Source organism: Streptomyces asoensis, assembly GCF_016860545.1.
In the GTDB taxonomy this organism is placed as follows: domain Bacteria; phylum Actinomycetota; class Actinomycetes; order Streptomycetales; family Streptomycetaceae; genus Streptomyces; species Streptomyces asoensis.
The window spans coordinates 681,770-705,538 of record NZ_BNEB01000002.1; the positions used below are offsets into that span (position 1 = coordinate 681,770).

21 protein-coding genes, 2 pseudogenes and 1 riboswitch are annotated in these 23,769 nt (G+C 72.4%); of the genes and pseudogenes, 17 read left to right on the forward strand and 6 right to left on the reverse strand.

The genetic code is table 11. From position 1 onward, the window contains the following. Window positions 1-234: 234 nt before the first annotated feature. The gene (locus tag Saso_RS06200; protein WP_189926132.1) at window positions 235-1,710 is read left to right on the forward strand and encodes an amino acid permease; all 1,476 of its coding nucleotides are present in this window, start codon (window positions 235-237) and stop codon (window positions 1,708-1,710) included. Between the two features lie 10 nt (window positions 1,711-1,720). Then, complete coding sequence (locus Saso_RS06205; RefSeq protein ID WP_189926131.1) at window positions 1,721-2,173, forward strand: Lrp/AsnC family transcriptional regulator; 453 nt, start codon at window positions 1,721-1,723, stop codon at window positions 2,171-2,173. 59 nt (window positions 2,174-2,232) lie between these two features. Here the strand turns inward: Saso_RS06205 and Saso_RS06210 are convergent. Further along, window positions 2,233-2,885 (reverse strand): annotated as a pseudogene (locus Saso_RS06210) (GntR family transcriptional regulator); the annotation flags it as partial. Window positions 2,886-3,022: 137 nt separating this feature from the next. Between Saso_RS06210 and Saso_RS06215 the strand changes: the two are divergent. The 3 genes and pseudogenes from Saso_RS06215 to Saso_RS06225 form a co-directional block, all read left to right on the forward strand. Next, window positions 3,023-3,550, forward strand: a pseudogene (locus Saso_RS06215) (MFS transporter); the annotation flags it as partial. A gap of 174 nt (window positions 3,551-3,724) precedes the next feature. Beyond that, window positions 3,725-4,513, forward strand: a complete 789-nt coding sequence (locus Saso_RS06220; RefSeq protein ID WP_189926130.1) for a carbon-nitrogen hydrolase family protein — start codon at window positions 3,725-3,727, stop codon at window positions 4,511-4,513. A gap of 68 nt (window positions 4,514-4,581) precedes the next feature. Then, entirely contained in the window at window positions 4,582-6,279 is a 1,698-nt protein-coding gene (locus tag Saso_RS06225) for a flavin monoamine oxidase family protein (protein ID WP_189926129.1), read from the forward strand. Between the two features lie 4 nt (window positions 6,280-6,283). Here Saso_RS06225 and Saso_RS06230 read toward each other — a convergent pair whose 3' ends face one another. Then, complete coding sequence (locus Saso_RS06230) at window positions 6,284-7,039, reverse strand: DUF5995 family protein (protein ID WP_268253245.1); 756 nt, start codon at window positions 7,037-7,039, stop codon at window positions 6,284-6,286. Window positions 7,040-7,181: 142 nt separating this feature from the next. Here Saso_RS06230 and Saso_RS06235 point away from each other — a divergent pair, with 142 nt between their 5' ends. Further along, window positions 7,182-8,297: a glycoside hydrolase family 6 protein gene (locus tag Saso_RS06235; RefSeq protein ID WP_189926459.1), complete on the forward strand. Its 1,116-nt coding sequence runs from the start codon at window positions 7,182-7,184 to the stop codon at window positions 8,295-8,297. Here Saso_RS06235 and Saso_RS06240 read toward each other — a convergent pair. Further along, window positions 8,276-9,655 carry a uracil-xanthine permease family protein gene (locus Saso_RS06240; RefSeq protein WP_189926127.1) on the reverse strand — a complete coding sequence of 460 codons (1,380 nt, stop codon included), beginning with the start codon at window positions 9,653-9,655 and terminating at the stop codon, window positions 8,276-8,278. The genes Saso_RS06235 and Saso_RS06240 overlap by 22 nt on opposite strands. 143 nt (window positions 9,656-9,798) lie before the next feature. Between Saso_RS06240 and Saso_RS06245 the strand changes: the two genes are divergently transcribed. Continuing rightward, complete coding sequence (locus Saso_RS06245) at window positions 9,799-10,272, forward strand: acyl-CoA thioesterase (protein WP_189926457.1); 474 nt, start codon at window positions 9,799-9,801, stop codon at window positions 10,270-10,272. Here the strand turns inward: Saso_RS06245 and Saso_RS06250 are convergent. After that, window positions 10,232-11,452, reverse strand: a complete 1,221-nt coding sequence (locus Saso_RS06250; protein ID WP_189926125.1) for an MFS transporter — start codon at window positions 11,450-11,452, stop codon at window positions 10,232-10,234. The genes Saso_RS06245 and Saso_RS06250 overlap by 41 nt on opposite strands. Before the next feature lie 136 nt (window positions 11,453-11,588). Here Saso_RS06250 and Saso_RS06255 point away from each other — a divergent pair, with 136 nt between their 5' ends. Further along, window positions 11,589-12,857: an ROK family transcriptional regulator gene (locus Saso_RS06255; protein ID WP_189926124.1), complete on the forward strand. Its 1,269-nt coding sequence runs from the start codon at window positions 11,589-11,591 to the stop codon at window positions 12,855-12,857. A 9-nt stretch (window positions 12,858-12,866) separates the two neighbouring features. Here Saso_RS06255 and Saso_RS06260 read toward each other — a convergent pair whose 3' ends face one another. After that, window positions 12,867-13,613 carry an SDR family oxidoreductase gene (locus Saso_RS06260; protein ID WP_189926122.1) on the reverse strand — a complete coding sequence of 249 codons (747 nt, stop codon included), beginning with the start codon at window positions 13,611-13,613 and terminating at the stop codon, window positions 12,867-12,869. A gap of 372 nt (window positions 13,614-13,985) precedes the next feature. After that, window positions 13,986-14,116: riboswitch (FMN riboswitch) on the forward strand. A gap of 146 nt (window positions 14,117-14,262) precedes the next feature. Between Saso_RS06260 and Saso_RS06265 the strand changes: the two genes are divergently transcribed. The 9 genes from Saso_RS06265 to Saso_RS06305 all read left to right on the forward strand — a co-directional run bounded on the left by Saso_RS06265 (window position 14,263) and on the right by Saso_RS06305 (window position 21,679). After that, window positions 14,263-14,868: a riboflavin synthase gene (locus Saso_RS06265; protein WP_189926120.1), complete on the forward strand. Its 606-nt coding sequence runs from the start codon at window positions 14,263-14,265 to the stop codon at window positions 14,866-14,868. Further along, window positions 14,865-15,506: a nicotinamide riboside transporter PnuC gene (gene pnuC / locus Saso_RS06270; RefSeq protein ID WP_189926118.1), complete on the forward strand. Its 642-nt coding sequence runs from the start codon at window positions 14,865-14,867 to the stop codon at window positions 15,504-15,506. The genes Saso_RS06265 and pnuC overlap by 4 nt, the downstream gene beginning before the upstream one ends. Continuing rightward, on the forward strand, window positions 15,503-16,792 hold the full coding sequence (locus Saso_RS06275; protein WP_189926117.1) for a bifunctional 3,4-dihydroxy-2-butanone-4-phosphate synthase/GTP cyclohydrolase II: 1,290 nt from the start codon (window positions 15,503-15,505) through the stop codon (window positions 16,790-16,792). The genes pnuC and Saso_RS06275 overlap by 4 nt, the downstream gene beginning before the upstream one ends. A 37-nt stretch (window positions 16,793-16,829) precedes the next feature. After that, window positions 16,830-17,315 (forward strand): 6,7-dimethyl-8-ribityllumazine synthase, encoded by a 486-nt coding sequence (ribH, locus tag Saso_RS06280; RefSeq protein WP_020128903.1) that lies wholly within the window; start codon window positions 16,830-16,832, stop codon window positions 17,313-17,315. A 33-nt stretch (window positions 17,316-17,348) separates the two neighbouring features. Further along, window positions 17,349-17,621 (forward strand): phosphoribosyl-ATP diphosphatase, encoded by a 273-nt coding sequence (locus tag Saso_RS06285; RefSeq protein ID WP_189926115.1) that lies wholly within the window; start codon window positions 17,349-17,351, stop codon window positions 17,619-17,621. A gap of 68 nt (window positions 17,622-17,689) precedes the next feature. Beyond that, a complete protein-coding gene (gene hisG / locus Saso_RS06290; RefSeq protein WP_189926113.1) occupies window positions 17,690-18,538 on the forward strand; it encodes an ATP phosphoribosyltransferase in 849 nt (282 codons plus the stop codon). A 14-nt stretch (window positions 18,539-18,552) separates the two neighbouring features. Further along, a complete protein-coding gene (locus Saso_RS06295) occupies window positions 18,553-19,020 on the forward strand; it encodes a PH domain-containing protein (RefSeq protein ID WP_189926111.1) in 468 nt (155 codons plus the stop codon). A gap of 206 nt (window positions 19,021-19,226) precedes the next feature. Beyond that, the gene (locus Saso_RS06300; RefSeq protein WP_189926109.1) at window positions 19,227-20,552 is read left to right on the forward strand and encodes a hemolysin family protein; all 1,326 of its coding nucleotides are present in this window, start codon (window positions 19,227-19,229) and stop codon (window positions 20,550-20,552) included. Continuing rightward, window positions 20,549-21,679 carry a hemolysin family protein gene (locus tag Saso_RS06305; RefSeq protein WP_189926107.1) on the forward strand — a complete coding sequence of 377 codons (1,131 nt, stop codon included), beginning with the start codon at window positions 20,549-20,551 and terminating at the stop codon, window positions 21,677-21,679. The genes Saso_RS06300 and Saso_RS06305 overlap by 4 nt, the downstream gene beginning before the upstream one ends. 18 nt (window positions 21,680-21,697) lie before the next feature. On the opposite strand, the gene Saso_RS06310 is transcribed toward Saso_RS06305, so the two are convergent. Further along, window positions 21,698-23,560: an AAA family ATPase gene (locus Saso_RS06310; RefSeq protein WP_189926106.1), complete on the reverse strand. Its 1,863-nt coding sequence runs from the start codon at window positions 23,558-23,560 to the stop codon at window positions 21,698-21,700. Window positions 23,561-23,769 lie beyond the last annotated feature (209 nt).

Below are 23,769 nucleotides of genomic sequence, written 5' to 3' on the forward strand. Positions count from 1 at the left end.
GCATCCCCTATGGGGCGCGTTCGGTCGAGCTGCAACGAATGTGCAGCTCGGCGCGATGAACGCAAGGATCTTGCGTGTGTGCGCAAGGTTGCAGCATTACAAGCGTGACGGCCCGGCTCATAGGGTCGTGCGCTGTACGTAGCGTGGCGGGGACCCCGCTCGGTGGGTTCCTGCTCGCGCAGGTGTGCCGCCGGTTCCCGTCACGCCGAGAGGCAGCGACGAAGGAGTCAGCGCGTGCTCGATCAAGGCGCACCCCCGCGACAGCGCGGCACAACAGGTCCCGCGTCCCCCGGTGCCGTCGCGCGCCTCATGCGGCGCAAGCCCGTGGAACGGCTGGTCGCCGAGGGCGGACAGGGCGAAGGAGGGTCGCTCAGGCGCTCCCTCGGACTGTGGCAGCTCACGATGATCAGCATCGGGGCGACCCTCGGCACCGGCATCTTCGTCGTGCTCGGCGAGGCGGTGCCCAAGGCCGGTCCCGCCGTCACCCTGTCGTTCGTGATCGCCGGACTCACCGCGCTCTTCTCGGCCCTGTCCTACGCCGAACTCGCGGGCACCATCCCGGTCGCCGGATCCTCGTACTCGTATGCGTACGCAACGATGGGCGAGCTGATCGCCTGGATCTGCGGCTGGTGTCTGGTCCTGGAGTACGGCGTGTCGGTCGCCGCCGTCGCCGTCGGCTGGGGCGAGTACCTCAACGAGCTGCTCGACGGGACGATCGGCGTGACCATCCCGGACGCGCTGTCGGCGCCGCCGGGCGACGGGGGGATCTTCAACCTGCCCGCGCTCATCGTCGTCCTGCTCGCCATGGCCTTCCTGCTCGGCGGCGCCCGCGAGTCCGCGCGGGCCAACACGATCATGGTGGCCGTGAAGATCGCCGCGCTGGTGCTGTTCTGCGCCATCGGCGTCCAGGGCTTCCGCTCCGGCAACTACGAGCACTTCATGCCGCTCGGCATGGCGGGCGTCAGTGCGGCCGGGGCGACGCTGTTCTTCTCGTACATCGGCTTCGACGCGGCCTCCACCGCCGGTGAGGAGGCGAAGAACGCACAGCGCGACCTGCCCCGCGCGATCATGCTGTCGCTCGTCATCGTGACGGCGCTGTACGTCCTCGTCGCCGCGGTCGCCGTGGGCGCCAAGCCCTGGCAGCGGTTCGGCGACTCCGAGGCCGCGCTCGCCCAGATCATGCGCGAGGTGACCGGCCAGTCGTTCTGGGGGACCCTCCTCGCCTTCTGCGCGGTCATCGCCATCGCGAGCGTCGTCCTGACGGTGCTGTACGGCCAGACCCGCATCCTGTTCGCCATGTCCCGGGACGGGCTGGTGCCCAAGGTGTTCTCCCGCGTGCACCCGAGGACCGGCGCGCCCCGGGCGAACACGGTGATCGTGTCGCTGTTCTGCGGGGTGCTGGCCGCCGCGATCCCGCTGGGCCAGCTGGCGGACGCCACCAGCATCGGCACCCTGTTCGCGTTCGGGCTCGTCAACATCGCGGTCGTGGTGCTGCGCCGGACCCGTCCGGGGATGTCCCGCACCTTCCGGGTGCCCTTCTCGCCGGTGCTGCCGGCCGTGGGCCTCGGCCTGTGCGTCTGGATGATGGGCAGCCTTTCGGCCGTCACCTGGGTGGTCTTCGGAGTCTGGATGGCGGTCGGGCTCGTGGTCTACTTCCTCTACGGCCATCGCCGCTCCCGCCTCGCGGAGCCCGCACCATCTGAGAAGTGATCGACCCACTGTGCTGAACGAACTCGACGAACGCATCGTGCACGCCCTCGCCGAGGACGCCCGCCGCTCCTTCGCGGACATCGGGCAACTGGTCGGCCTGTCCGCGCCCGCCGTGAAACGGCGCGTGGACCGGCTGCGGGCCACCGGAGCCATCACCGGCTTCACCGTACGGGTCGATCCGGCGGCCCTCGGCTGGGAGACCGAGGGGTTCGTCGAGATCTACTGCCGGCGCAACACCTCCCCGGAGACCATCCAGCGGGGGCTCGAGCGCTACCAGGAGGTCGTGGCCGCGTCGACCGTCACCGGCGACGCGGACGCGGTCGCCCAGGTGTTCGCCGCCGACATGCGTCACTTCGAGCGGGTGCTGGAGCGCATCGCGGGGGAGCCGTTCGTGGAACGGACCCGCTCGGTCCTGGTCCTGTCGCCGCTGCTGCGCCGCTTCTCCGCGGGCTCCCCGACCTGACGGCGCCCGCCCCGGCGGCCCGACGCTCCGGCACGGCGGCGGTGGTGCTCCCGCGAGGGTCACTCCGCCGTCTTGCGGGCCAGGGCGTTGTTCCCTGTCGAGTTGTGGACGCTGAAGCTGACCGCGTCCGGGCGGTAGCGGTCGTCGGACCACTCCACGGGACGGCCCTCGCGGGTCGTCGTGACCCGGCGGACCCGCAGCAGCGGGCTGGTCCGGCGCACGCCGAGGAGTTCGGCGTCCCGGGCGCCCGCCGCCACCGCGTCGATGACGTGCTCGCCGTAGGCGAAGACCAGGCCGGTGTCGTCCAGGAGTCGCTGGGTCACCGACGGGCAGTCCGGCTCGATCGACTCCACGCCGGGGGAGATCCAGTCCGCGTACACGGTCCGCTCCAGGAGCACCGGCTCGCCGTCCAGGCCGCGCAGCCGCAGCACGTGCAACACCGGTGTCCCGTGCGGTAGTTGCAGGTGCACGGTGTCCTCGGCGGTGGCCGGGAGGTACTCCTGCGCGACCACCCGGCCGCTCGCCTCGCGGCCCATCGCGCGCGCCCACTGGGCGAAGCTGCGCAGTTCCGCGAAGCTCTGGCTGCGCGGCTGGCCAGGACCACCCGGCGGGCGCCCTGGCGGGAGCCGATGAGGCCCTCGGCGGTCAGCGCGGCCACGGCCTGACGGACGGTGCCGCGGGAGACGCCGTACCCGGTCGCGAGGTCGGTCTCGACCACGCCGCTGTGATCACCACCTTCGCCGTCACGGCCGGGCACCGGGAAACCACTGGGCGGCGGGGCGCGGGCTGGCTACGATCGGTGTCATGACCTGGCGACATTGATCCACCACCGGCTCCGACGTCCGTCGACTGACCGCGGCGCTCTACGCGTACGCGTTCCTCGACGAGTTCGTGCTGCTCTACCCGGTGTACGCGCTGCTGTTCGCGGACAGCGGCCTGTCCGTGGGGCAGATCTCCTCGCTGTTCGTCCTGTGGTCGCTGACCGGCGTCCTGCTGGAGGTCCCTTCGGGCGCCTGGGCGGACGCCGTCTCCCGGCGGCTCCTGCTGTGGGTCGGCCCGCTGCTCGGCGCGGCCGGGTTCGCCCTGTGGGTGCTGTTCCCCTCGTACGGCGCCTTCGCGGCCGGCTTCGTCCTGTGGGGCGCGCGCGGCGCACTGGGCTCCGGCGCGCTGGAGGCCCTGGTCTACGAGGAACTGGACCGGGCCGGCGCCGCCGACCGGTACGCCCTGATCATGGGCCGCGCGCACGCGCTGGGCCAGGTGGCCGTGACCATCGCGGTCTACGGCGCGTACGGCGTCCTCGGGGCCCGGTTCCCGCACGGCACGGTGTTCGCCCTGTGCGCGGTGCCCTACCTGCTCACGGCGCTGGCGGTGGCCCGGGGGAGGAGGCGGTGAGGGCCGCGCAACGAATCGCCGCCGCACCGCCCCCGCACGCAACGATCCGCTCACCGGCGCGCAACGGCTCCTTCTTGTCCGGCCCGCGCGGCCGACCGTACCGTCTAGATGGCCCCTGAATCCGGCCCCCGAACCCCCTCGTACCGGTGAGGATCACGCATGCGCACCGCCCTGCTCCAGAGCTCCGGCCGCCCCGGCTCCGTCGACGAGAACCTCAAGGTCCTCGACGAGGCCGCGGACCGGGCCGCCGCCGCGGGCGCCGGGCTGCTCGCCGCTCCGGAGATGTTCCTCACCGGATACGCGATCGGCGACGACATCGGCCGCCTCGCCGAGCCCGCCGACGGCGACTCCGCGGACGCGATCGCCGAGATCGCCGGCCGGCACGGACTCGCCGTCGCCTACGGCTACCCCGAGCGCGACGGCGACACGGTCTTCAACTCCGCGCAGCTGATCTCGGCCGAGGGCGTCCGGCTCGCGAACTACCGCAAGACCCACCTCTTCGGCTGCTTCGAGCGCGACCACTTCCGCCCGGGCGAGCAGCCGGTCGTCCAGGCCGAGCTGAACGGCCTCACCGTCGGCCTCATGATCTGCTACGACGTCGAGTTCCCGGAGAACGTGCGCGCCCACGCCCTCGCCGGCACCGACCTGCTGCTCGTGCCGACCGCGCAGATGCACCCCTTCCAGTTCGTCGCGGAGTCGGTGGTCCCGGTGCGCGCCTTCGAGAACCAGCTGTACGTGGCCTACGTCAACCGGGTCGGCCGGGAAGGGGAGTTCGAGTTCGTCGGCCTCTCCACGCTGGCCGGTCCCGACGGCGTCGCCCGGGCCCGCGCCGGACGCGCGCAGGAGCTGGTGTTCGCCGACGCCGACCCGGTCGCCCTCGCCGGCTCCCGCGAGGCGAACCCGTACCTGAGCGACCGCCGCCCCGGTCTCTACGGGTCCCTGGTCTGAACCCGCCCCGCACCCGTCACCCCGCCGAGCCCCTCCCCGAGTCACCACGCGCAAGGAGTCCGTACCCCATGACGTCCACCGTGCCCAACGCCGTCGAGCACGCAGACGAGCACCAGCCGCCGATCACCATGTTCGGCCCGGACTTCCCCTACGCGTACGACGACTTCCTCGCCCACCCGGCGGGCCTCGGCCAGATACCGGCGACCGAGCACGGCGCCGAGGTCGCCGTCATCGGCGGCGGGCTGTCCGGCATCGTGGCCGCGTACGAACTGATGAAGATGGGCCTCAAGCCGGTCGTCTACGAGGCCGACCGGATCGGCGGACGGCTGCGCACGGTCGGCTTCGAGGGCTGCGACCCCTCCCTGACCGCCGAGATGGGCGCGATGCGCTTCCCGCCGTCCTCGACGGCGCTCCAGCACTACATCGACCTCGTGGGGCTGGAGACCCGGCCGTTCCCCAACCCCCTCGCGGAGACGACCCCCTCGACGGTCGTCGACCTCAAGGGCGAGTCGCACTACGCGGAGAAGGTGGAGGACCTGCCGCAGGTCTACCGCGATGTCGCCGCCGCGTGGAACAAGTGCCTGGAGGAGGGCGCCGACTTCTCCGACATGAACCAGGCCATGCGCGAGCGCGACGTGCCGCGGATCCGCGAGATCTGGGCGAAGCTCGTCGAGAAGCTCGACAACCAGACCTTCTACGGTTTCCTCTGCGACTCCGAGTCCTTCAAGTCCTTCCGGCACCGTGAGATCTTCGGCCAGGTCGGCTTCGGCACCGGCGGCTGGGACACCGACTTCCCCAACTCCATCCTGGAGATCCTCCGCGTCGTCTACACCGAGGCCGACGACCACCACCGCGGCATCGTCGGGGGCTCCCAGCAGCTGCCGCTGCGCCTGTGGGAGCGGGAGCCGGAGAAGATCGTCCACTGGGCGTACGGCACCTCGCTGGCGAGCCTGCACGAAGGCGGGGAGCCCCGCCCCGCCGTGACCCGGCTGCACCGCACCGCCGGCAACCGGATCACCGTGACGGACGCGAACGGCGACATCCGCACCTACCGGGCGGCGATCTTCACCGCCCAGTCCTGGATGCTGCTGTCGAAGATCGCCTGCGACGACTCGCTCTTCCCGATCGACCACTGGACGGCGATCGAGCGCACGCACTACATGGAGTCCAGCAAGCTGTTCGTCCCCGTGGACCGGCCGTTCTGGCTGGACAAGGACGAGGCCACCGGCCGTGACGTCATGTCGATGACGCTCACCGACCGGATGACGCGCGGCACCTACCTGCTCGACGACGGCCCGGACAGGCCCGCGGTCATCTGCCTGTCGTACACCTGGTGCGACGACAGCCTGAAGTGGCTGCCGCTGTCCGCGAACGAGCGGATGGAGGTCATGCTGAAGTCGCTCGGCGAGATCTACCCGAACGTCGACATCAGGAAGCACGTCATCGGCAACCCGGTGACGGTCTCCTGGGAGAACGAGCCCTACTTCATGGGCGCGTTCAAGGCCAACCTGCCCGGCCACTACCGTTACCAGCGGCGTCTGTTCACCCACTTCATGCAGGACCGGCTGCCCGAGGACAAGCGGGGCGTCTTCCTGGCGGGCGACGACATCTCCTGGACCGCGGGCTGGGCCGAGGGAGCCGTCCAGACGGCGCTGAACGCCGTCTGGGGCGTCATGCACCACTTCGGCGGCGCGACCGACGCGACCAACCCGGGGCCGGGCGACGTGTACGACGAGATCGCGCCGGTGGAACTCCCGGAGGACTGAGGTCTCACCGCGCGGGCGCGCACCGCACGAGCCCCGGCAGCGGGGTGAGCATCATGCGTCCCGCGAAGCCGACGGCGGTGTCGAGGCGTTGGGTGAACTCCTCGGCGACGTCGGGCAGCCGGCGCAGCGCCCACAGCGCCCGGGCCGCCGTCCAGGTGGCGTCCCGGGCGCGCTCCAGGCTCCAGGAGCCGAGCAGATGGGTGAGCGGATCGGCGATCTGCAACAGGTCGGGGCCCGGCATCAGTTCTTCGCGGACGCGTTCCTCCAGCGAGCCGAGGAGATCGCCCACACGGTCGAACTCGTCCTCCAGGTCGGCCGGTTCGCAGCCCAGGCCACGACAGGCGTCCACCACGGCGAGCGCGAGGTCGTGCCCGATGTGTGCGTTGACCCCCGCGAGCGCGAACTGGAGCGGGCGTACGCCGGGATGGCGGCGGAACTGGAGCAGCGGACGCCAGCAGGCCGGCGGGCGCCCGTCGTCGCACACCGGGTCGACCGCGTCCAGGTAGCGCTCGGCGAACCGCACGTCCAGCGTGACCGCGGCGTCCGCGTCCGGGAAGCGGCCCGTGTCGATGCGCCGGTCGACCTCCTCGGTGACGGCCAGGTAGACACGGTTGAAGACCGCGACCCCGTCCCCGGGAGGCAGAACCGCGTCGAGGGCGCGCATCCGGGCGAGCACGGCGTCGACGCCCGGGCGGGCCGGGCCGGTACCCGTGTCGACACCGTTCTGGACGTGTGGGGTGATCTGTTCCGATTGCGGCATGGGGGCAGGGTGGCAGTCCTAGGCTGACCCGCGTGCCGGCGGGCCCGGAGCTTCCCCGGAACGGGGGAACGGACCCGTCGTGCGGGAGGGGAGCGGCACGGTGGCAGGGTTGCTGGAGCGACGGTCGGGCCGGCGGGGCGTCATGGTCGCCGCCGCCTCGGTGGTGGTGGTGCTGGGCGCCGCGGCCGGGACGCTGACCGCATACGGCGACGGGGGCGACGACGGCCCGCGCGGCGCCGGCCGGCCCCACCCGAAGGCGAGCGCGTCGCTCGTGGTCCCCGCGTCCGCGCCCCCGCCCTCGCCGTCCGTGTCCGCCTCCGCCTCGGTCCCGGCGGCGCGGCCGAAGCCCTCGCCCGGCCGTACCGCGCGTGTCCCGCGGGCCGCCGCCGGCTCCACCGGCCTCTACCGCCACCCCGACTCCCAGGTGCTCGACTGGGTCCGCGCCAACCCGGGGGATCCGCGCACCGCCGTCATCGAGTCCGAGATCGCGAGCCGGCCGGCGGCCGTGTGGTTCACCGAGTACGACCCGGAGACCGTCACCTCGCGGGTCCGCGCGGTCACCTCCGGCGCGGCCGCCCAGGGCCGGGTGCCCGTGCTGGTGGCCTACGCGATCCCGGACCGGGACTGCGGCGGTGCCTCCGAGGGCGGCGCGCCCGATCTCGACGCCTACGCGGGCTGGATCGACGCCTTCGCCGCCGGGCTCGGCCGGGGCGAGGCCGTGGTGGTCCTGGAGCCCGATTCCGTCGCCCAGACCGACTGCCTCGACGCAGCGGTCCGGGCCGCCCGGCTCGCCGCGCTGGCCCGGGCGGGGCGTGTGCTCAAGGGGGCGGACCCCAGGGCGCGCGTCTACTACGACGCCGGCCACTCGGCCTGGAACTCCCCGGCCGCGCAGGCCGCCCTGCTGAGACAGGCCGGTGCCGCCTCGGCCGCGTCCTCCGACGGGATCTTCAGCAACGTCTCCAACTTCCACCGCACGGCCGACGAGGTCGCCTACGACCGCCGGGTCCTCGACGCCCTCGGCGGCCCGCCGGGCCTGGGCGCGGTGATCGACACCAGCCGCAACGGCAACGGCGCGCCCGCCGACGGCGAGTGGTGCGACCCGGACGGCCGCAGCATCGGCAGCGCCCCCACCTTCCGGACCGGTCAGGACCGCATCGACGCCTATCTGTGGGTGAAGCTGCCGGGGGAGTCGGACGGCTGCAAGGGCGCGGCCGGTGAGTTCAGCCCGTCGTACGCCTACGAGCTGGCCTCGTCGTAGCTGCTGGTGCCCCCGTCCAGCAGGGGCCGCCCCGCCTTGAGATGGGCGGGCGCGAACGCGCGCAGCGCGTGGTAGCCGATGACGACGACGAGCGTGCCGAGCGCGATACCGCTCAGCGAGAAGGTGTCCGTGAACGTCAGCGTCACGTTGCCGACGCCGATGATGATGCCCGCGGCGGCCGGTACCAGGTTGAGCGGGTTGCGCAGGTCGACGCCGGCGGTGATCCAGATCTGCGCGCCGAGCAGGCCGATCATGCCGTACAGGATGACGGTGATGCCGCCGAGGACGCCGCCGGGGATCGCGGCGACGACCGCGCCGAACTTCGGGCACAGGCCGAAGAGGAGGGCGAACCCGGCGGCGGCCCAGTAGGCGGCGGTCGAGTAGACGCGGGTCGCGGCCATCACGCCGATGTTCTCGGAATAGGTGGTGTTGGGCGGGCCGCCCACCGCCGTGGACAGCATGGAGCCCACCCCGTCGGCCGAGATCGCCGTGCCGAGCCGGTCGTCGAGGTCGTCGCCGGTCATCTCGCCGACCGCCTTGACGTGGCCCGCGTTCTCCGCGACGAGCGCGATGACGACGGGGAGCGCCACGAGGATCGCCGACCATTCGAAGGACGGGCCGTGGAAGGACGGCAGTCCGATCCAGTCGGCGTGGGCGACCCCGGACAGGTCGAGCCGCCAGTGGTCGGTGACCTTGCCGCTCGCGTCGGCGGAATGGATCCGGCCGAAGACCCGGTCGAACAGCCACGAGACGCCGTACCCGAAGACCAGGCCGAGGAAGATCGCGATGCGGGAGAGGAATCCGCGCAGGCAGACCACGGCCGTACCGGTGAACGCCATGACGAGCAGGGCCGTCCACTGGTCCTGCGGCCAGTAGGTGGTGGCGGTGACGGGGGCGAGGTTGAAGCCGATGAGCATCACGACCGCGCCCGTCACGATCGGCGGCATGGCGGTGTGGATGATCCCCGCCCCGAACCGCTGCACGGCCAGCCCGACCAGGAACAGCGCGACGCCGACGACGAACACCGCGCCGGTGACGGTGGCGCTGGTGCCGCCCTGGGCCCGGATGACGGCGGCCACGCCCACGAAGGACAGCGAGCAGCCGAGGTAACTGGGCACCCGGCCGCGGGTCGCGAGCAGGAAGATCACCGTCGACACGCCGGACATCATGATGGCGAGGTTGGGGTCGAGGCCCATCAGGACGGGCGCGACGAAGGAGGCCCCGAACATCGCCACCACGTGCTGGGCGCCGAGTCCCGCCGTGCGCGGCCAGGAGAGCCGTTCGTCGGGACGGACCACCGCGCCGGGCGCCGGGGTGCGTCCGTCGCCGTGCAGTTTCCATCGGACGCCAAGATCCATGGTGCGGGTTCGCCTTCCTGGGGTGCGGATGTCCGGACCATTCTCACGCGGAACCGGAGGGTGAGCGACCGCTTAGCGACCCCGTACCATGGCGGTAGTTTCCTCATACATGCACAGGAGCCCCCGCAGTGACCGCCGAACCCGTGACCGCCCCGGCCCCGACCGCCCCGGCCCCGACTGCCTCCGCCGTCCCGTACGGCCGGATCGTCCCCGTCACCGTCCACTTCGACGACCTGGACGCCCTCGGCATGCTGCACAACGCCCGCTACCCGCTCCTCGTGGAGCGGGCCTGGAGCGAGTTCTGGCAGGACAACGGCGTCCGCTTCGACGGGGACTGGGCGAGCGCCGGGGACGCCTGCAACGTCGTCAGGGAACTGCGGATCGGCTACGAGGTCCCGGTGACCCGGTCCGGCCCTTACGCCGTGCACCTCTGGCTGGAGCGGCTCGGCAGGACGGGCCTGACGTACGGTTTCCGGCTCTGCTCCGCCGACGGCGGCACGACGTACGCGCGGGGCACCCGGGTCCTGGTGCGGCTCGACGCGGCCACCCTGCGCCCCACGCCGTGGAGCGAGGCTTTCAGGGCCGCGGGCCGGGCACTGCTGCGGCCTGCGGACTGACCTTCGCGCGGGTGCGCTCGCCGCTGCGCAGCACGCCCGCGAAGAGCACGAGCCCGCACGCCAGCAGCGTCACCACGCCGAACGACACCACCAGGCTGGTCGCCTGCGCCACCCCGCCGATGAGACTCGGGGCGATCAGGCCGGAGGTGTAGGTGATCGTCGCGACGCCCGCGATGGCCTGACTCGGGTTGGGTCCGCTGTGTCCCGCCGCCGCGAAGCACAGGGGCACGACGACCGCGATGCCGAGCCCCATCAGCCCGAACCCGCCCATCGCCACCGCGGGATGCCCCGCGAGGACGATCAGCAGTCCGCCCACCGCGGCGAGGACCCCGCCCGCCCGGACGGTGCGCACCGCGCCGAACCGGTTCACCACGGCGTCGCCCGCGATCCGGGCCACCGCCATCGTGAACATGAAGCCGGTCGTGCAGGCCGCCGCGGCCGCGGCGGACGAGGCCAGCTCGTCGCGCAGGTAGACCGCCGACCAGTCGAGGCTGGCGCCCTCGGCGAAGACCGCGCAGAAGCCGACCGCTCCGATCAGCAGCGCCGAACGGGGCGGCAGGGCGAACCGCGGGGGCGGTTCCTCGTCCTCGGCGGGCCGCAGGTCCAGCACCCAGCGGCAGGCCAGCAGGCCGAGGAGGGTGAGGACGCCCGCCGCCAGCACGTGGTGCACGCGCGCGTCCGCTCCCAGGTGCGCGGCGAGCGTGCCGCCCGCCGAACCGACCAGGGCGCCCGCGCTCCACATGCCGTGCAGCCCCGACATGATCGACCGGTCGAGCAGCCGCTCGACCTCGACCCCCAGGGCGTTCATCGCCACGTCGGCCATGCCCGCGGACGCGCCGTAGGTGAACATCGCCAGGCACAGCGTCAGCAGGTTCGGCGCCAGGGCGGGCAGCGTCAGGGAGAGCGTCCACAGCGCGAGCAGCGCGCGCAGGGCCGTCCGGCTGCCGAAGCGGTGGGTGACCGAGCCGGCCAGCGGCATCGCGCAGGCCGCGCCGAACGCCGTGAAGGCGAGCGCGAAGCCGAGCTGCCCGGTGGACACGCCGGCGTGGTCCTGGATCCACGGCACCCGGGTGGCGAAGGAGCCGGTCACCGCTCCGTGCACGGCGAACACGGCGGCCACGGCGTACCGGGAACGCCTCACCTGCGAGGGTGCGTGGATCGCTCCGCCCACTTGGCTCATTCTCGTGTTCCCTTCCGGATCCGCGCCGCGCCGTCGCGATGCCGTCGTAAACTATCAGGGACCCTGCCTGATAAATAGAGGGCCGTGGTCGGCGTTCATCGACCGGGTCCCCCTCGGCCGTGGGAGGATTCCCGCCATGCCCGCATCCCCGAGCACCGCCCGGGCCATCAACGACCGGCTCGCCCTGCGGCTGCTGCAACAGCAAGGCCCGCTGACGGCAGGACAGTTGAAGCAGCTCACCGGTCTGTCCCGGCCGACCGTCGCCGACCTGGTCGAACGCCTCGCCGCCGCCGGGCTGATCGAGGTCGTCGGAGAGGCGGGCGAGCAGCGCCGCGGGCCGAACGCCCGGCTCTACGGCATCGTCGCCGACCGCGCCCACCTGGCCGCGCTGGACGTGCGCACGGAGGGGGTCGCGGTGCTCGTCTCCGACCTGGTGGGCCGGGTGCTCGCCGAGGCGTCCGTGCCGATCGGCGACGACACGGGCACCGGGACGGCCGTGGAGCAGGCGGTCTCCCTGGTCGAGCGGGCGGTGAAGGAGGCGGAGGCGGCGGGGGCGCCCCCGCGCGCGGGGGAGCGCACCTGGGGCAGGCTGCACACCCTGGGCATCGGCGCGCCCGGCCTGATCGACCCCGCCACCGGGGAACTGCGCGACTCCAGCGGTCTGCCCGAGTGGCACCGCCGTCTGGTGGCGGCGCTCCAGGAACGCTTCCCCGACGCCCGCGCGCACGTGGAGAACGAGACCAACCTCGCCGCCCTGGCCGAGCAGCGCGAGGGGGTCGCCCGCGACCGCGACACCTTCGTCCTGCTGTGGCTGGGCCACGGCACCGGCGCGGCCGTCGTCCTGGACGGCGCGCTGCGCCGGGGCGCCTCGGGCGGCACCGGCGAGATCGGCTTCCTGCCGGTCCCCGGCACGGACGGCCTGCCCTCGGCGACCGACTGCGAGGGCGGCTTCCACTCGCTGGCGGGCTCGGTCGCGATCGCCGAACTGGCCCGGGAGCACGGCCGCACGGCCCGCGCGCACGCCGACGAGCCGGTGGCCGCCGCGCTGGTGCGAGCGGCGGTGGCCGCGGTGGACGCGCCGGACCCCGGGGCCGACGCGGCCGCGGCAGCGGGCTTCCTCGACGCCCTCGCCGACCGTCTCGCCCTCGGCGTCGCCTCCGTGGTGGCCGTCCTCGACCCCGGCTGCGTGGTGCTCGGCGGCGAGGTCGGACAGGCCGGCGGGGAGGCGCTCGCGCGCCGGGTCGCCACGCGGCTGCGCCGGATGGCGCCGCTGCCCACGGAGGTGCGCCCCGCCGTCCTGGGCGGCGGCGCGGTCCTGCGCGGCGCGCTGCTGACGGCCCGGGACGCCGCCCAGGACGACCTCTTCGGCACCGCGCCCGGGACGCCGGGGGTCGGCCCGGCCTGAGGTCCTGCCCTAACGGCGGCGGATGCGCGTCGCAAGGTACGCCTCGAACGTCCCCTTGCCCACCGCGCGTTCCGGCGCCAGGTGCCCGCCGGCCCGGAAGCTGCGGTAGGCGGCGCCCCACAGCGGCACGTTCAGCACCGCGCACCGCCTGCCGCTCGCCTCGAGGAAGGCGCGGGCCAGCGACTCAAGGGTGCGGACCTCGGGCCCGGCCAGGTCGTCGACCCGCCCGGCCGGGGCGCCCGCCGCCAGCTCCGCGAGCCGGTCCGCCACCTCGGCGACCTCCACCGGCTGGTCGCTCACCCCGGCCGGGAGCACCATCACCGGCACCTTGGCCAGCGCCTGGAACACCTGGACCAGGAGGTCGTGGAACTGGGTCGCGCGCAGCACCGTCCAGCCGAGACCCGACCGGGCCACCTGTTCCTCCACCGCGAGCTTGGCCCGGTAGTAGCCGAACGGCACCCGGTCGACGCCGACGATGGAGATGTAGAGCAGATGCCGCACCCCGGAGCGGCGCGCCGCGGCGATCAGGTTCGCGGCGGCCTGTTCGTCCCCTCCGCGCGGGGTGCTCGCGCAGTGCACGACCGTGTCCACGCCGGCGACGGCCGCGTCCAGCCCGGGACCGCCCTCGCGCAGGTCGACGCCGTGCGGACGGCTGTGTCGGCTGAGCACCCGCACCTCGTGCCCGTCCGCCCGCAGCCGTTCGGTGACGAGTCTGCCGAGGGTTCCGGTACCGCCGGTCACGAGGATCGTGGTCATGCCGCTCAGCCCCTTCGGACAACGGGCGGCCCCGGTCGGGCCGCCCTTCGCCTCTCAAGCTTGTCCGGAGGGGCCGTCCTGCGCATGTCGCGCGGCGCGGGGTCCGCCGAAGGGGGCGAGGCCTGCCGAGAGGACCCGGCGGCGGGCAAGGGCCGTCGTCACCGCCGCCGGGTCGTACCCCGGCGACCCTAGAAAGGACTAGACCAGTACGTCAATAGGTATGGACCAATTCACGTCGGTGTCGCGGCGGGTCACGTCCGGGGGTGCCGACCGGACCGAGCGCAACCCGTAGGTGACGACCTGTGAGCCACTCCACATCCTTCACCTGTATGGACGCCTGCCCGGCGTGGCACACTGGCCCTGTAATCAAAGCAGCGCACTCCGGGGTCGGTGAAAGTCCGAACCGGCGGTTATAGTCCGCGACCCGGTCGCTTCCAGCGGCCGGTTGACCAGGTGGAATTCCTGGACCGACGGTTAAAGTCCGGATGGGAGGCAGTGCGCGGCGGGCGGGCATTCGTGCGCGCCGCCGTACGAGTACTCGTCCGTGGACGAGTCTGTCCGGCGTCGCACCCGGTGCCGTTGCCCGTACCTGCTGTCGTCATCGACAGGCCCCGGAGTCCGTGCCCGAAGAGGCAGGAGGACCCGGGAAGTGTTCACCGGAATCGTCGAAGAGCTGGGTGAGGTCACCGCCGTCGAGAATCTCGGCGACGCCTCCCGCTTCCGGCTGCGCGGCCCCGTCGTCACCGACGGCGCGAAGCACGGCGACTCCATCGCCGTGAACGGGGTCTGTCTCACCGTCGTCGAGCACGAGGGCGACGAGTTCACCGCCGACGTGATGGCGGAGACCCTGAACCGCTCCAGCCTCGGAGCCCTCGGCATCGGCTCCCGCGTCAACCTCGAACGCCCCACCGCCGTCGGCGCACGCCTCGGCGGGCACATCGTGCAGGGCCACGTCGACGGCACCGGGACGGTCCTGGAGCGCACGCCCTCCGAGAACTGGGAGATCGTCAAGATCTCCCTGCCCGCCGGCCTCGCCCGGTACGTCGTGGAGAAGGGCTCCATCACGGTCGACGGCATCAGCCTGACGGTCGTCGACGCGGGCGCCGACCACTTCACGGTCAGCCTCATCCCCACCACCCTCGCGCTGACCACGCTCGGCCTCAAGCAGTCCGGTGACCCGGTCAACCTCGAGGTGGACATCGTCGCCAAGTACGTCGAGCGCCTGCTCGCCTCCACGCAGGGAGCGGCGCAGTGAACTCGCTGAACTCCGAGGCCTTCACCCTCCTCGACCAGCACATCCTCTGGTCGGACATGATCGGCAACATCCTGGGCCTGATCACCCTCGCCCTCGGCTGGCGGCGCTCCCTGTGGACCTGGCCGGTGCAGTTCCTCTCCGGACTCGTGCTGTTCGGCGCGTTCTACGGCCATCTGACGGGCAGCGCCGGCAAGCAGGTCGTCGTCATGGTCGTCGCCCTGTACGGCTGGTGGCAGTGGAGCCGCAGCAGGGGACGCTCCGCCGACGGCCAGATCACCCCCCGCTTCGCCGGCCGGCTCGAACGCGCGGCCATGGCCGGCGCCGCCGCCGTCGGCACGGTCGCCGTGGCCCTGCTGTTCAAGGCCTACCCGTCCCTCTCCTGGGACCCCTGGCCGGACGCCTACATCTTCGTCGGCACCATCGTCGCCATGTACGCCCAGGCCCGGGGCATGGTCGAGTTCTGGATCGCCTGGCTCCTCGTGGACGTCGTCGGCGTGCCCCTGAACTTCGCCAACGGCTACGCGTTCTCCGGTTTCGTCTACGTCATCTACGGCGCGCTCGTCCTGTGGGGCATGCGCGACTGGTGGCTGCGCTCGCGCAAGGCCTCGCAACCCGCTCTGGAAGGAGCGCCGGCATGAGTACCGCACCGATCCTCTACAGCACGGACGGCGTCGAGGACTTCGCGCTGGACCCCGTCGAGCAGGCCATCGCCGACATCGCCGCGGGCCGCCCCGTCGTGGTCGTCGACGACGAGGACCGCGAGAACGAGGGCGACCTCGTCATCGCCGCCGAGAAGGCCACCCCCGAGATCGTCGCCTTCATGATGAGCGAGTGCCGCGGTCTGATCTGCGCCCCCATGGAGAGCGACGAACTGGAACGCCTGCGGCTGCCGCAGATGGTCGAGGACAACACCGAGTCGATGAAGACCGCCTTCACCGTCTCCGTCGACGCCTGTGCCGCCCACGGCGTGACCACCGGCATCTCCGCCGCCGACCGGGCCACCACGCTCCGGCTCCTGGCGGGCGGGGCCAGTGAGGCCTCCGACTTCGTGCGCCCCGGCCACATCTTCCCGCTGCGCGCCAAGAGCGGCGGTGTGCTGACCCGCAACGGCCACACCGAGGCGGCCGTCGACCTCGCCCGCCTCGCCGGACTGCGCCCGGCCGGCGCGATCGTCGAGATCGCCGGCGAGGACGGCCGGATGCTCCGCCTGCCCGAGCTGATCCCCTTCGCCCGCAAGCACGGCCTGACGATCATCTCCATCGAGGACCTGATCGCCTACCGCCGCAGTGCGGAGCCCACGGTCCGCCGCGAGGCGCAGACCCGGCTGCCCACCGTCCACGGCACGTTCACCGCCTACGGCTACCGCTCCACCGTCGACGGGGTCGAGCACGTCGCCCTGGTCCACGGCGAGATCGGCGACGGCGAGGACGTCCTCGTCCGGGTCCACTCCGAGTGCCTCACCGGCGACGTCTTCGCCTCCCAGCGCTGCGACTGCGGCCCCCAGCTCGACGCCTCCCTGGAGCGCGTCCAGAGCGAGGGCCGGGGCGTGGTCGTCTACCTGCGCGGACACGAGGGCCGCGGCATCGGTCTGCTCTCCAAGCTGCGCGCCTACGAACTCCAGGAGCGCGGGCACGACACCCTCGACGCCAACCTGGAGCTGGGCCTGCCCGCCGACGCCCGCGACTACGGGGCCGGCGCCCAGATCCTCGAGGACCTCGGCGTGCGCAGCGTGCGCCTGATGACCAACAACCCCGAGAAGAGCGACGCCCTCGTGCGGCACGGCATCGAGGTCGTCCGGCGCGAGCCGATGCCCGTCCAGGCGGGCGAGCACAACATCCACTACCTGCGCACCAAGCGGGACCGGATGGGACACGACCTGCCCTGGCTGGACACGGCCCCCGTGTCCCCCTGCGGCAACCAGTAACGCAAGTCGGCAAGGTACGAGAGGCAAGAGGAGAGACGTGAGCGGCAAGGGCGCACCGGAACTGTCCGTACGCAATGTGGGTGACCTGCGGGTCGCCGTCATCGCGGCACAGTGGCACGAGAAGGTGATGGACGGACTGGTCGACGGCGCGCTGCGCGCCCTGCACGACCTCGGCATCGACGAGCCGACCCTGCTCAGGGTCCCCGGCAGCTGGGAACTCCCGGTCGTCGCCAAGGTGCTGGCCGGACGGGGCTACGACGCGATCGTCGCCCTCGGCGTCGTCATCCGCGGCGGCACCCCGCACTTCGAGTACGTGTGCCAGGGCGTCACCCAGGGCCTCACCCAGGTCTCCGTCGAGACGGGCGTCCCCGTCGGCATGGGCGTCCTCACCTGCGACACCGAGGAGCAGGCCCTGGACCGGGCCGGCCTGGAGGGCTCCAACGAGGACAAGGGGCACGAGGCGGTGACGGCGGCGGTGGCGACCGCGGCCACCCTGCGCTCAGTATCCGAACCCTGGCGGTAGGCAGGCCGGCACAACGGCTAGGGTGGGATCACCATGTCCAAGAAGACGTTCGAGGAGCTCTTCGCCGAGCTCCAGCAGAAGGCCGCCAGCGGCGACCCCGCCACTTCCCGTACCGCGGAACTGGTCGGGAAGGGTGTCCATGCCATCGGCAAGAAGGTCGTCGAAGAGGCCGCCGAGGTCTGGATGGCGGCCGAGTACGAAGGCAAGGAAGCGGCCGCCGAGGAGATCTCGCAGCTGCTCTACCACGTCCAGGTGATGATGGTCGCCCGCGGGATCTCGCTGGACGACGTGTACGCCCACCTGTAAACACCGTTCCGACACCACCGCACACCTCCACCCCGATCGTCACGTTCCACGCGAAGGAAGCCGACCTCATGCTGCGCATCGCCGTCCCCAACAAGGGTTCCCTGTCAGGCCCCGCGGGGGAGATGCTGCATGAGGCCGGCTACCAGCAGCGCCGCGAGTCCAAGGAGCTGCGGATCGTCGACCCGGTCAACGACGTCGAGTTCTTCTACCTGCGCCCCCGGGACATCGCGATCTACGTCTCGTCCGGGCGCCTCGACATCGGCATCACCGGCCGCGACCTGCTGATCGACTCCGGCGCCAACGCCGAGGAGATCCTCCCGCTCGGCTTCGCCCGCTCCACCTTCCGCTTCGCCACCAAGCCGGGCACCGCCGACGGCGTCGAGGACCTCCGGGGCCGTACGGTCGCCACCTCCTACGAGGGCATCGTCGCCAAGCACCTGGCCGAACAGGGCGTCGACGCCTCCGTCGTGCACCTCGACGGCGCCGTCGAGACCGCCATCGAGCTGGGCGTCGCCGAGGTCATCGCCGACGTCGTCGAGACCGGGACCTCGCTGCGCAACGCGGGTCTGGAGGTCTTCGGAGAGCCGATCATGAAGTCCGAGGCCATCGTCGTCCGCCGCACCGGCGCGGACGTCGAGGAGCCCAAGGTGCAGCAGTTCCTGCGCCGCCTCCAGGGTGTCCTGGTCGCCCGGACCTACGTGATGATGGACTACGACTGCCGCGTCGAGCAGCTGGAGAAGGCCGTCGCGCTGACCCCGGGCCTGGAGTCGCCGACCGTCTCCCCGCTGCACAACGAGGGCTGGGTCGCCGTCCGGGCCATGGTCCCCGCCAAGGAGGCGCAGCGGATCATGGACGACCTCTACGACATCGGCGCGCGCGCCATCCTGACCACGGCCATCCACGCCTGCCGCCTCTGACCTCATCCGGGAACATGTCCGACCTGTCGACCCTCCCCGTCACCTTCCGGCCCGGCCGCACCCGCACGGTGCTGCTCGCGGCCGGAGTGGCCATCCTCGTCGTCATCTCCGCCGTCGCGATGCTGCTGGAACAGCTCGGGCCGGGGGAGCGGCTCAGCTTCATCCTCACCGGAGCCCTCATCTTCTGGGTGCTGGCCCAGCTCGCCCGGGTCCGGGTCGTCGCCGACGACTCCGGGGTCACCGTCGTGAACATCGCCAGCCGGCGGCATCTGGACTGGGCCGAGATCGTCCAGGTGAACCTCCGTCCGGGCGATCCCTGGGTCTTCCTCGACCTCAGCGACGGCACCAGCATGCCCGCCCTCGGTATCCAGCCCGGGATCGACAAGCAGCAGGCCATCGCCGACGCGCGCACCCTGCGGACCCTCGCGGAAACCCGGTCCGTCCGGCACCCCGAGGAGCCCACGGGACAAGATCAGGGCTGACTCGGGGCCGTCCACCCTGCCGCTCGGCCCCGTGTCTTGATTAATCTGGTGACGGAGACGTTCCCCTTGCGTCTCCACCCCTGTGGCTCCCTGCCGGGTGCACAGGGGTTCCTGCTACCCGAGGAGTGACTCCCTCCGGCGATGGACGGTTCGTCCTGTAGTACCTGCGCCGCCCCTGTCCGACCTGGTTCACAGGCGGCGGCATCATGACCATCCCCCTGCTGCTCCTCGCAGCCGCGTTCCTGCTCATCCTCGCCAACGGCTTCTTCGTCGCCGCCGAGTTCGGCCTCGTCACGGTCGAGCGCCCGGACGCCGAGAAGGCTGCCGCCGAGGGCGACCGACGGGCCCGTACCGTCGTCGAGTCGCTGAAGGAACTGTCCTTCCAGCTGTCCGGCACCCAGCTCGGCATCACCATCACCTCGCTGGTCGTCGGCATGCTCGCCGAGCCGGCGCTCGCGGAGCTGCTGCACGGCCCCTTCACCGCGATCGGCCTCCCCGCAGGCGCCGTCTCCGGGGTGGCCGTCGTCGTCGGCATGCTGCTGGCCTCCGCCGTGCAGATGGTGGTCGGCGAGCTGGTGCCCAAGAACTGGGCGGTGTCCAAGCCCCTTCAGGTCGCGCGCTTCGTCGCGGGCCCGCAGGCCGGCTTCTCCCGGCTCTTCCGGCCGGTGATCGCCGCCCTCAACACCGTCGCCAACCGGCTGGTGCGCGCGCTGGGCGTCGAGCCCACCGCGGAGCTGGCCTCCGCGCGCACCCCCGGGGAGCTCGTCTCGCTGGCCCGCCACTCGGCCCAGGCCGGGGCGCTCGAACAGGACACGGCCGATCTCTTCGTGCGGACCCTGTCACTGGCCGAGCTGACCGCCCAGCACGTGATGACCCCGCGCGTGAAGGTCAGCGCCCTCCAGTCGTCGGCCACCGCCGAGGACGTGGTCAACCTGACCCGCGCCACCGGCCTGTCCCGGTTCCCGGTGTACCGCGAGAAGATCGACGAGATCGTCGGCATGGTCCACCTCAAGGACGCCCTCGCGGTCCCCGTCCACGACCGGCTGCGCACCCCGCTCGGCCGGATCGCCCGCCCCGCGCTGCTGGTCCCCGAGACCCTGCCCGTCCAGCCGCTGCTGGCCCGGCTGCGCAGCGAACAGCCCATCGCCGTCGTCGTCGACGAGTACGGCGGCACGGCCGGCGTCGTCACGCTGGAGGACATCGTCGAGGAGATCGTCGGCGAGGTCCGCGACGAGCACGACGGCCAGGACACGCCCGAGCTCGCCGCGGCGCCGCCCGAGGAGGGCCGGCCCGCCTGGGACGTCGACGGCAGCTGCCGCGTCGACACCCTGCGGCGCATAGGCCTGGACGTACCCGAGGGACCGTACGAGACGGTCGCCGGGCTGGTCGCCGACCTGCTCGGCCGGATCCCGGCCGTCGGGGACCGCGCCGAACTGCCCGGCTGGCGGCTCTCCGTGCGCCGCGTGGGCCACTACCGGGCCGAGCGGGTCCGGCTGGTACGGACCGGCCAGGTCGTGGAGGTCTCCCGATGAGCGCCCTGCAACTCGTCTTCGCCGCGCTGCTCGTGCTCGCCAACGGCTTCTTCGTCGGCGCCGAGTTCGCACTCGTCTCGGTCCGCCGCAGCCAGATCGAGCCCCTGGGCACCGCCCGGGCCCGCCAGGTCCTGTACGGACTGGAACGCCTGCCCCAGATGATGGCGGCCGCCCAGTTCGGCATCACCGTCTGCTCCCTCACCCTGGGCGCCGTCGCCGAACCGACGGTCGCCCGGCTGCTGGAGCCGGTCTTCGAGGCGGTCCACCTCCCGCACGGCGTGATCCACCCGCTGGGCTACATCGTCGCCCTCGCGGCCGTGGTCTTCTTCCACCTCGTCATCGGCGAGATGGTCCCGAAGAACCTCGCCATGGCGGCCCCCGAGAAGGCCGCGCTCTGGCTCAGCCCCGGCCTGGTCGCCTTCGCCCGGGTCTGCCGGCCGATCACCGTGGCCCTCGGTGCCTGCGCCCAGGGGATCCTGCGGCTCTTCGACGTCGAGCCCAAGGACGAGGTCGAGGCCGTCGTCACCAGCGAGCAGCTGAACCGGCTGCTCGAGGACTCCGGCCAGGCCGGCCTGCTGGCCCCCGAGGAGCAGGAGCGGCTGGAGGACGCGCTGGAACTGGGCTCCCGCCCGGTGACGGACGTGCTGCTCAAGCGCGAGTCCCTGGTCACGGTCAGCCCCTCGGTCACCCCGGGGGAGATCGTCGCGCTGACCGCGCGCACCGGCTACTCCCGCTTCCCGGTCGCCGCGGAGAACCGCCCCGGCGTCTTCATGGGCTACCTGCACGTGAAGGACGTCCTCGACCTGGAGGACTCCGAGCGGGCCGTGCCGCAGCAGGTGTGGCGGCCGATGACGACGCTGCGCTCGGAACTCCCCCTGGACGACGCGCTGACGGTGATGCGCCGGGCCGCCACTCATCTGGCGCAGGTGGCCGACGCGTCCGGCAGGGTCCTCGGTCTGGTCGCGCTGGAGGACGTCCTGGAACTGCTGGTGGGCGAGGTCACCGACCCCGCGCACCGCGAGGTCCCCGGGATCCGGTTGACGGAGCCGAGGGCGGGCTCCCCCAAGGTCGCGGCCCCGCGCGAGCCGGGCGGACCCTCGTCACCCGAGGAAGCGCTCGCGAGCTGAGCGGCGCCGCGGGATCCGTCACACCGACGGATCCTGCGGCCCCCGGCCCGACAGCACCTCCCCGTACGCCTGCATCAGATCCGGCAGCCGCAGGGTCGACAGGTCGTCCCGGGTCAGCGCGCCCGGGTAGGTCGACAGCCGCAGATCCCGGTAGGCGCAGCTCTTCTCGTACAGGGTCCGCAGGAACCGTCCGTTGCCCAGTTCGTCGATCCAGCCCTGGTCCACGACGTGCCCGGCGATGGAGCGCAGCTCGTCCAGGGCCTCCTCGTCCCAGATGTCGCCGTTCTCCGCGGCCAGCACCTCGCCGATGGAGGTCAGTTCGAGGGGGCGGTAGGAGGGGAAGTCCACGCGGGTGGTGAAGCGGGAGGACAGCCCGGGGTTGGCGGCCAGCAGCCGGTCCATGCCCTCCGGATAGCCGGCCAGGATGACCACCAGGTGGTCCCGGTTGTCCTCGGCCCGCTTCAGCAGCACCTGAAGGGCCTCGTCGCCGTACGCGTCGCCCTTGCCGTAGCCGGAGTTGGAGAGCGAGTACGCCTCGTCGACGAAGAGCACGCCACCGAGCGCGGAGTCGATCAGCTCGTTGGCCTTCACCGCGGTCTGCCCGAGGTACTCGCCGACCAGGTCGGCCCGCTGGGCCTCGACGAGATGGTCGCCGCCCAGCAGCCCGAGGGCGTAGAAGACCCGGCCGAGGATGCGGGCCACCGTGGTCTTGCCGGTGCCGGAGGGGCCGGAGAAGACGAAATGCCGTTTCGGCGGCTGGACCGGGAGCCCCTGACCGGTCCGCAGCCGCGCCATGTTGAGCTGCGCGGACAGCGCCTTGACCTGGCGTTTCACCGGTTCCAGGCCGACCATGCGTTCCAGTTCGGCGAGCGCCTCGTCCAGTAAGGCGGGATCGGTGGGCCCGGCCGGCACCGACGAGGCCAGGACGGTCTTCTCCCGCACCGCGGGGTCGCTCACCGACGGCAGCGGGACGACGGGCGGCAGGTCGGACGGCTCGGTGAGCCTCAGGTCCCGGCCCTCCGTGCCGAACAGCGGGTCGAATCCGTCGGGCCCGTCCACCATGTCCTGGCCGACGCCGGTCAGGGTGATCGCCGCGAAGTCGGCGGGGTCGTCGTAGCCGTCCCCCTCGGCGATCGCGGCGAGCCGGGCCGAGGTGTCCATGAAGGCCGCGTCCACGCGGTGCACCGCCCGGTACAGCGGCAGGGCCGCCGCCGACCGTCCGGTCCCCTCGTGGGCCCGGGCCAGCCAGTACCGCAGCTCCTTGCGCTGCGGCTGCTCGCTGCGGCAGCGCATCAGGGCCGCCGACAGCAGCGGCTCGGCCTGTCCGTACATCTCCAGCCGGACCCGGGCCATCCCGCCGAACAGGCCTGCCTCGATGCCCAGCAGGGGATCGTCGAGCAGCGGGTCGGTGTGCCGTACCAGCTGCTCCCAGTCCTTGACGAGATACGCGCGGCAGGCGTGCAGGAAGCGCACCTGATGGTCGGCGTCGACCGGCGGCAGCCCGGCGAGCGCCCGGTCCAGCTCGGGCACGTGTCTGCCGTCCAGCCAGTGCGAGGCGTGCGCGAGGAGCAGATCGCGCGGGCTCTCCAGCACCGGTTGTACCCACCAGCCCAGCCAGTACCAGGAGTTGAGCGTCCGGCGGTGCCGGGTGCGCTGCTCGCCGAAGCGCTCGCGGTGCCGGAACATCCTGAGCAGAGCCGTCGTCGTGTCGACGCGCAGCGCGTGCAGCCCGAGCCAGCCGTCGGCCATCCCCGGATCGATCCGCACCGCGGTGCGGAACTCCTCCTCGGCCTGTGGGTACGCGCCCATCGTGTACGCGTCCACGCCCCGCAGCCAGGCGAGGTCGGCCGGGGCGTCGGGGCCCTGTGTGCCGAAGTCCATCACGTCCCCCACAAACCGTGCCCCCGTCGGTATGCCGCCGGGCCGTCGCCCGTCGGCTGCCTTGGTCGAACCGCTGTGCCGCAGACCGGAGTTGCCAGGTGCGCGCGGCAGCCGTCCTGGTCGCACCGAGGGCATCGTACCTGCGGGGGAGCGGGTCGCCGTAGGGTGCCGCACAGCCCGTTTGCCGAGGTGGGAGCGGACGGGGCGCA

What these genes read in the sequence shown, in the direction of transcription:
- Saso_RS06305 (WP_189926107.1), top strand. Translation starts at nt 20,549, where the DNA reads ATGAGCGCCCTGCAACTCGTCTTCGCCGCGCTGCTCGTGCTCGCCAAC.
- Saso_RS06260 (WP_189926122.1), bottom strand. Translation starts at nt 13,613, where the DNA reads ATGACCACGATCCTCGTGACCGGCGGTACCGGAACCCTCGGCAGACTC.
- Saso_RS06220 (WP_189926130.1), top strand. Translation starts at nt 3,725, where the DNA reads ATGCGCACCGCCCTGCTCCAGAGCTCCGGCCGCCCCGGCTCCGTCGAC.
- hisG (WP_189926113.1), top strand. Translation starts at nt 17,690, where the DNA reads ATGCTGCGCATCGCCGTCCCCAACAAGGGTTCCCTGTCAGGCCCCGCG.
- Saso_RS06225 (WP_189926129.1), top strand. Translation starts at nt 4,582, where the DNA reads ATGACGTCCACCGTGCCCAACGCCGTCGAGCACGCAGACGAGCACCAG.
- Saso_RS06240 (WP_189926127.1), bottom strand. Translation starts at nt 9,655, where the DNA reads ATGGATCTTGGCGTCCGATGGAAACTGCACGGCGACGGACGCACCCCG.
- Saso_RS06235 (WP_189926459.1), top strand. Translation starts at nt 7,182, where the DNA reads ATGGTCGCCGCCGCCTCGGTGGTGGTGGTGCTGGGCGCCGCGGCCGGG.
- Saso_RS06255 (WP_189926124.1), top strand. Translation starts at nt 11,589, where the DNA reads ATGCCCGCATCCCCGAGCACCGCCCGGGCCATCAACGACCGGCTCGCC.
- Saso_RS06285 (WP_189926115.1), top strand. Translation starts at nt 17,349, where the DNA reads ATGTCCAAGAAGACGTTCGAGGAGCTCTTCGCCGAGCTCCAGCAGAAG.
- Saso_RS06300 (WP_189926109.1), top strand. Translation starts at nt 19,227, where the DNA reads ATGACCATCCCCCTGCTGCTCCTCGCAGCCGCGTTCCTGCTCATCCTC.
- Saso_RS06310 (WP_189926106.1), bottom strand. Translation starts at nt 23,560, where the DNA reads ATGGACTTCGGCACACAGGGCCCCGACGCCCCGGCCGACCTCGCCTGG.
- Saso_RS06275 (WP_189926117.1), top strand. Translation starts at nt 15,503, where the DNA reads ATGAGTACCGCACCGATCCTCTACAGCACGGACGGCGTCGAGGACTTC.
- Saso_RS06230 (WP_268253245.1), bottom strand. Translation starts at nt 7,039, where the DNA reads ATGCCGCAATCGGAACAGATCACCCCACACGTCCAGAACGGTGTCGAC.
- Saso_RS06250 (WP_189926125.1), bottom strand. Translation starts at nt 11,452, where the DNA reads ATGAGCCAAGTGGGCGGAGCGATCCACGCACCCTCGCAGGTGAGGCGT.
- Saso_RS06295 (WP_189926111.1), top strand. Translation starts at nt 18,553, where the DNA reads ATGTCCGACCTGTCGACCCTCCCCGTCACCTTCCGGCCCGGCCGCACC.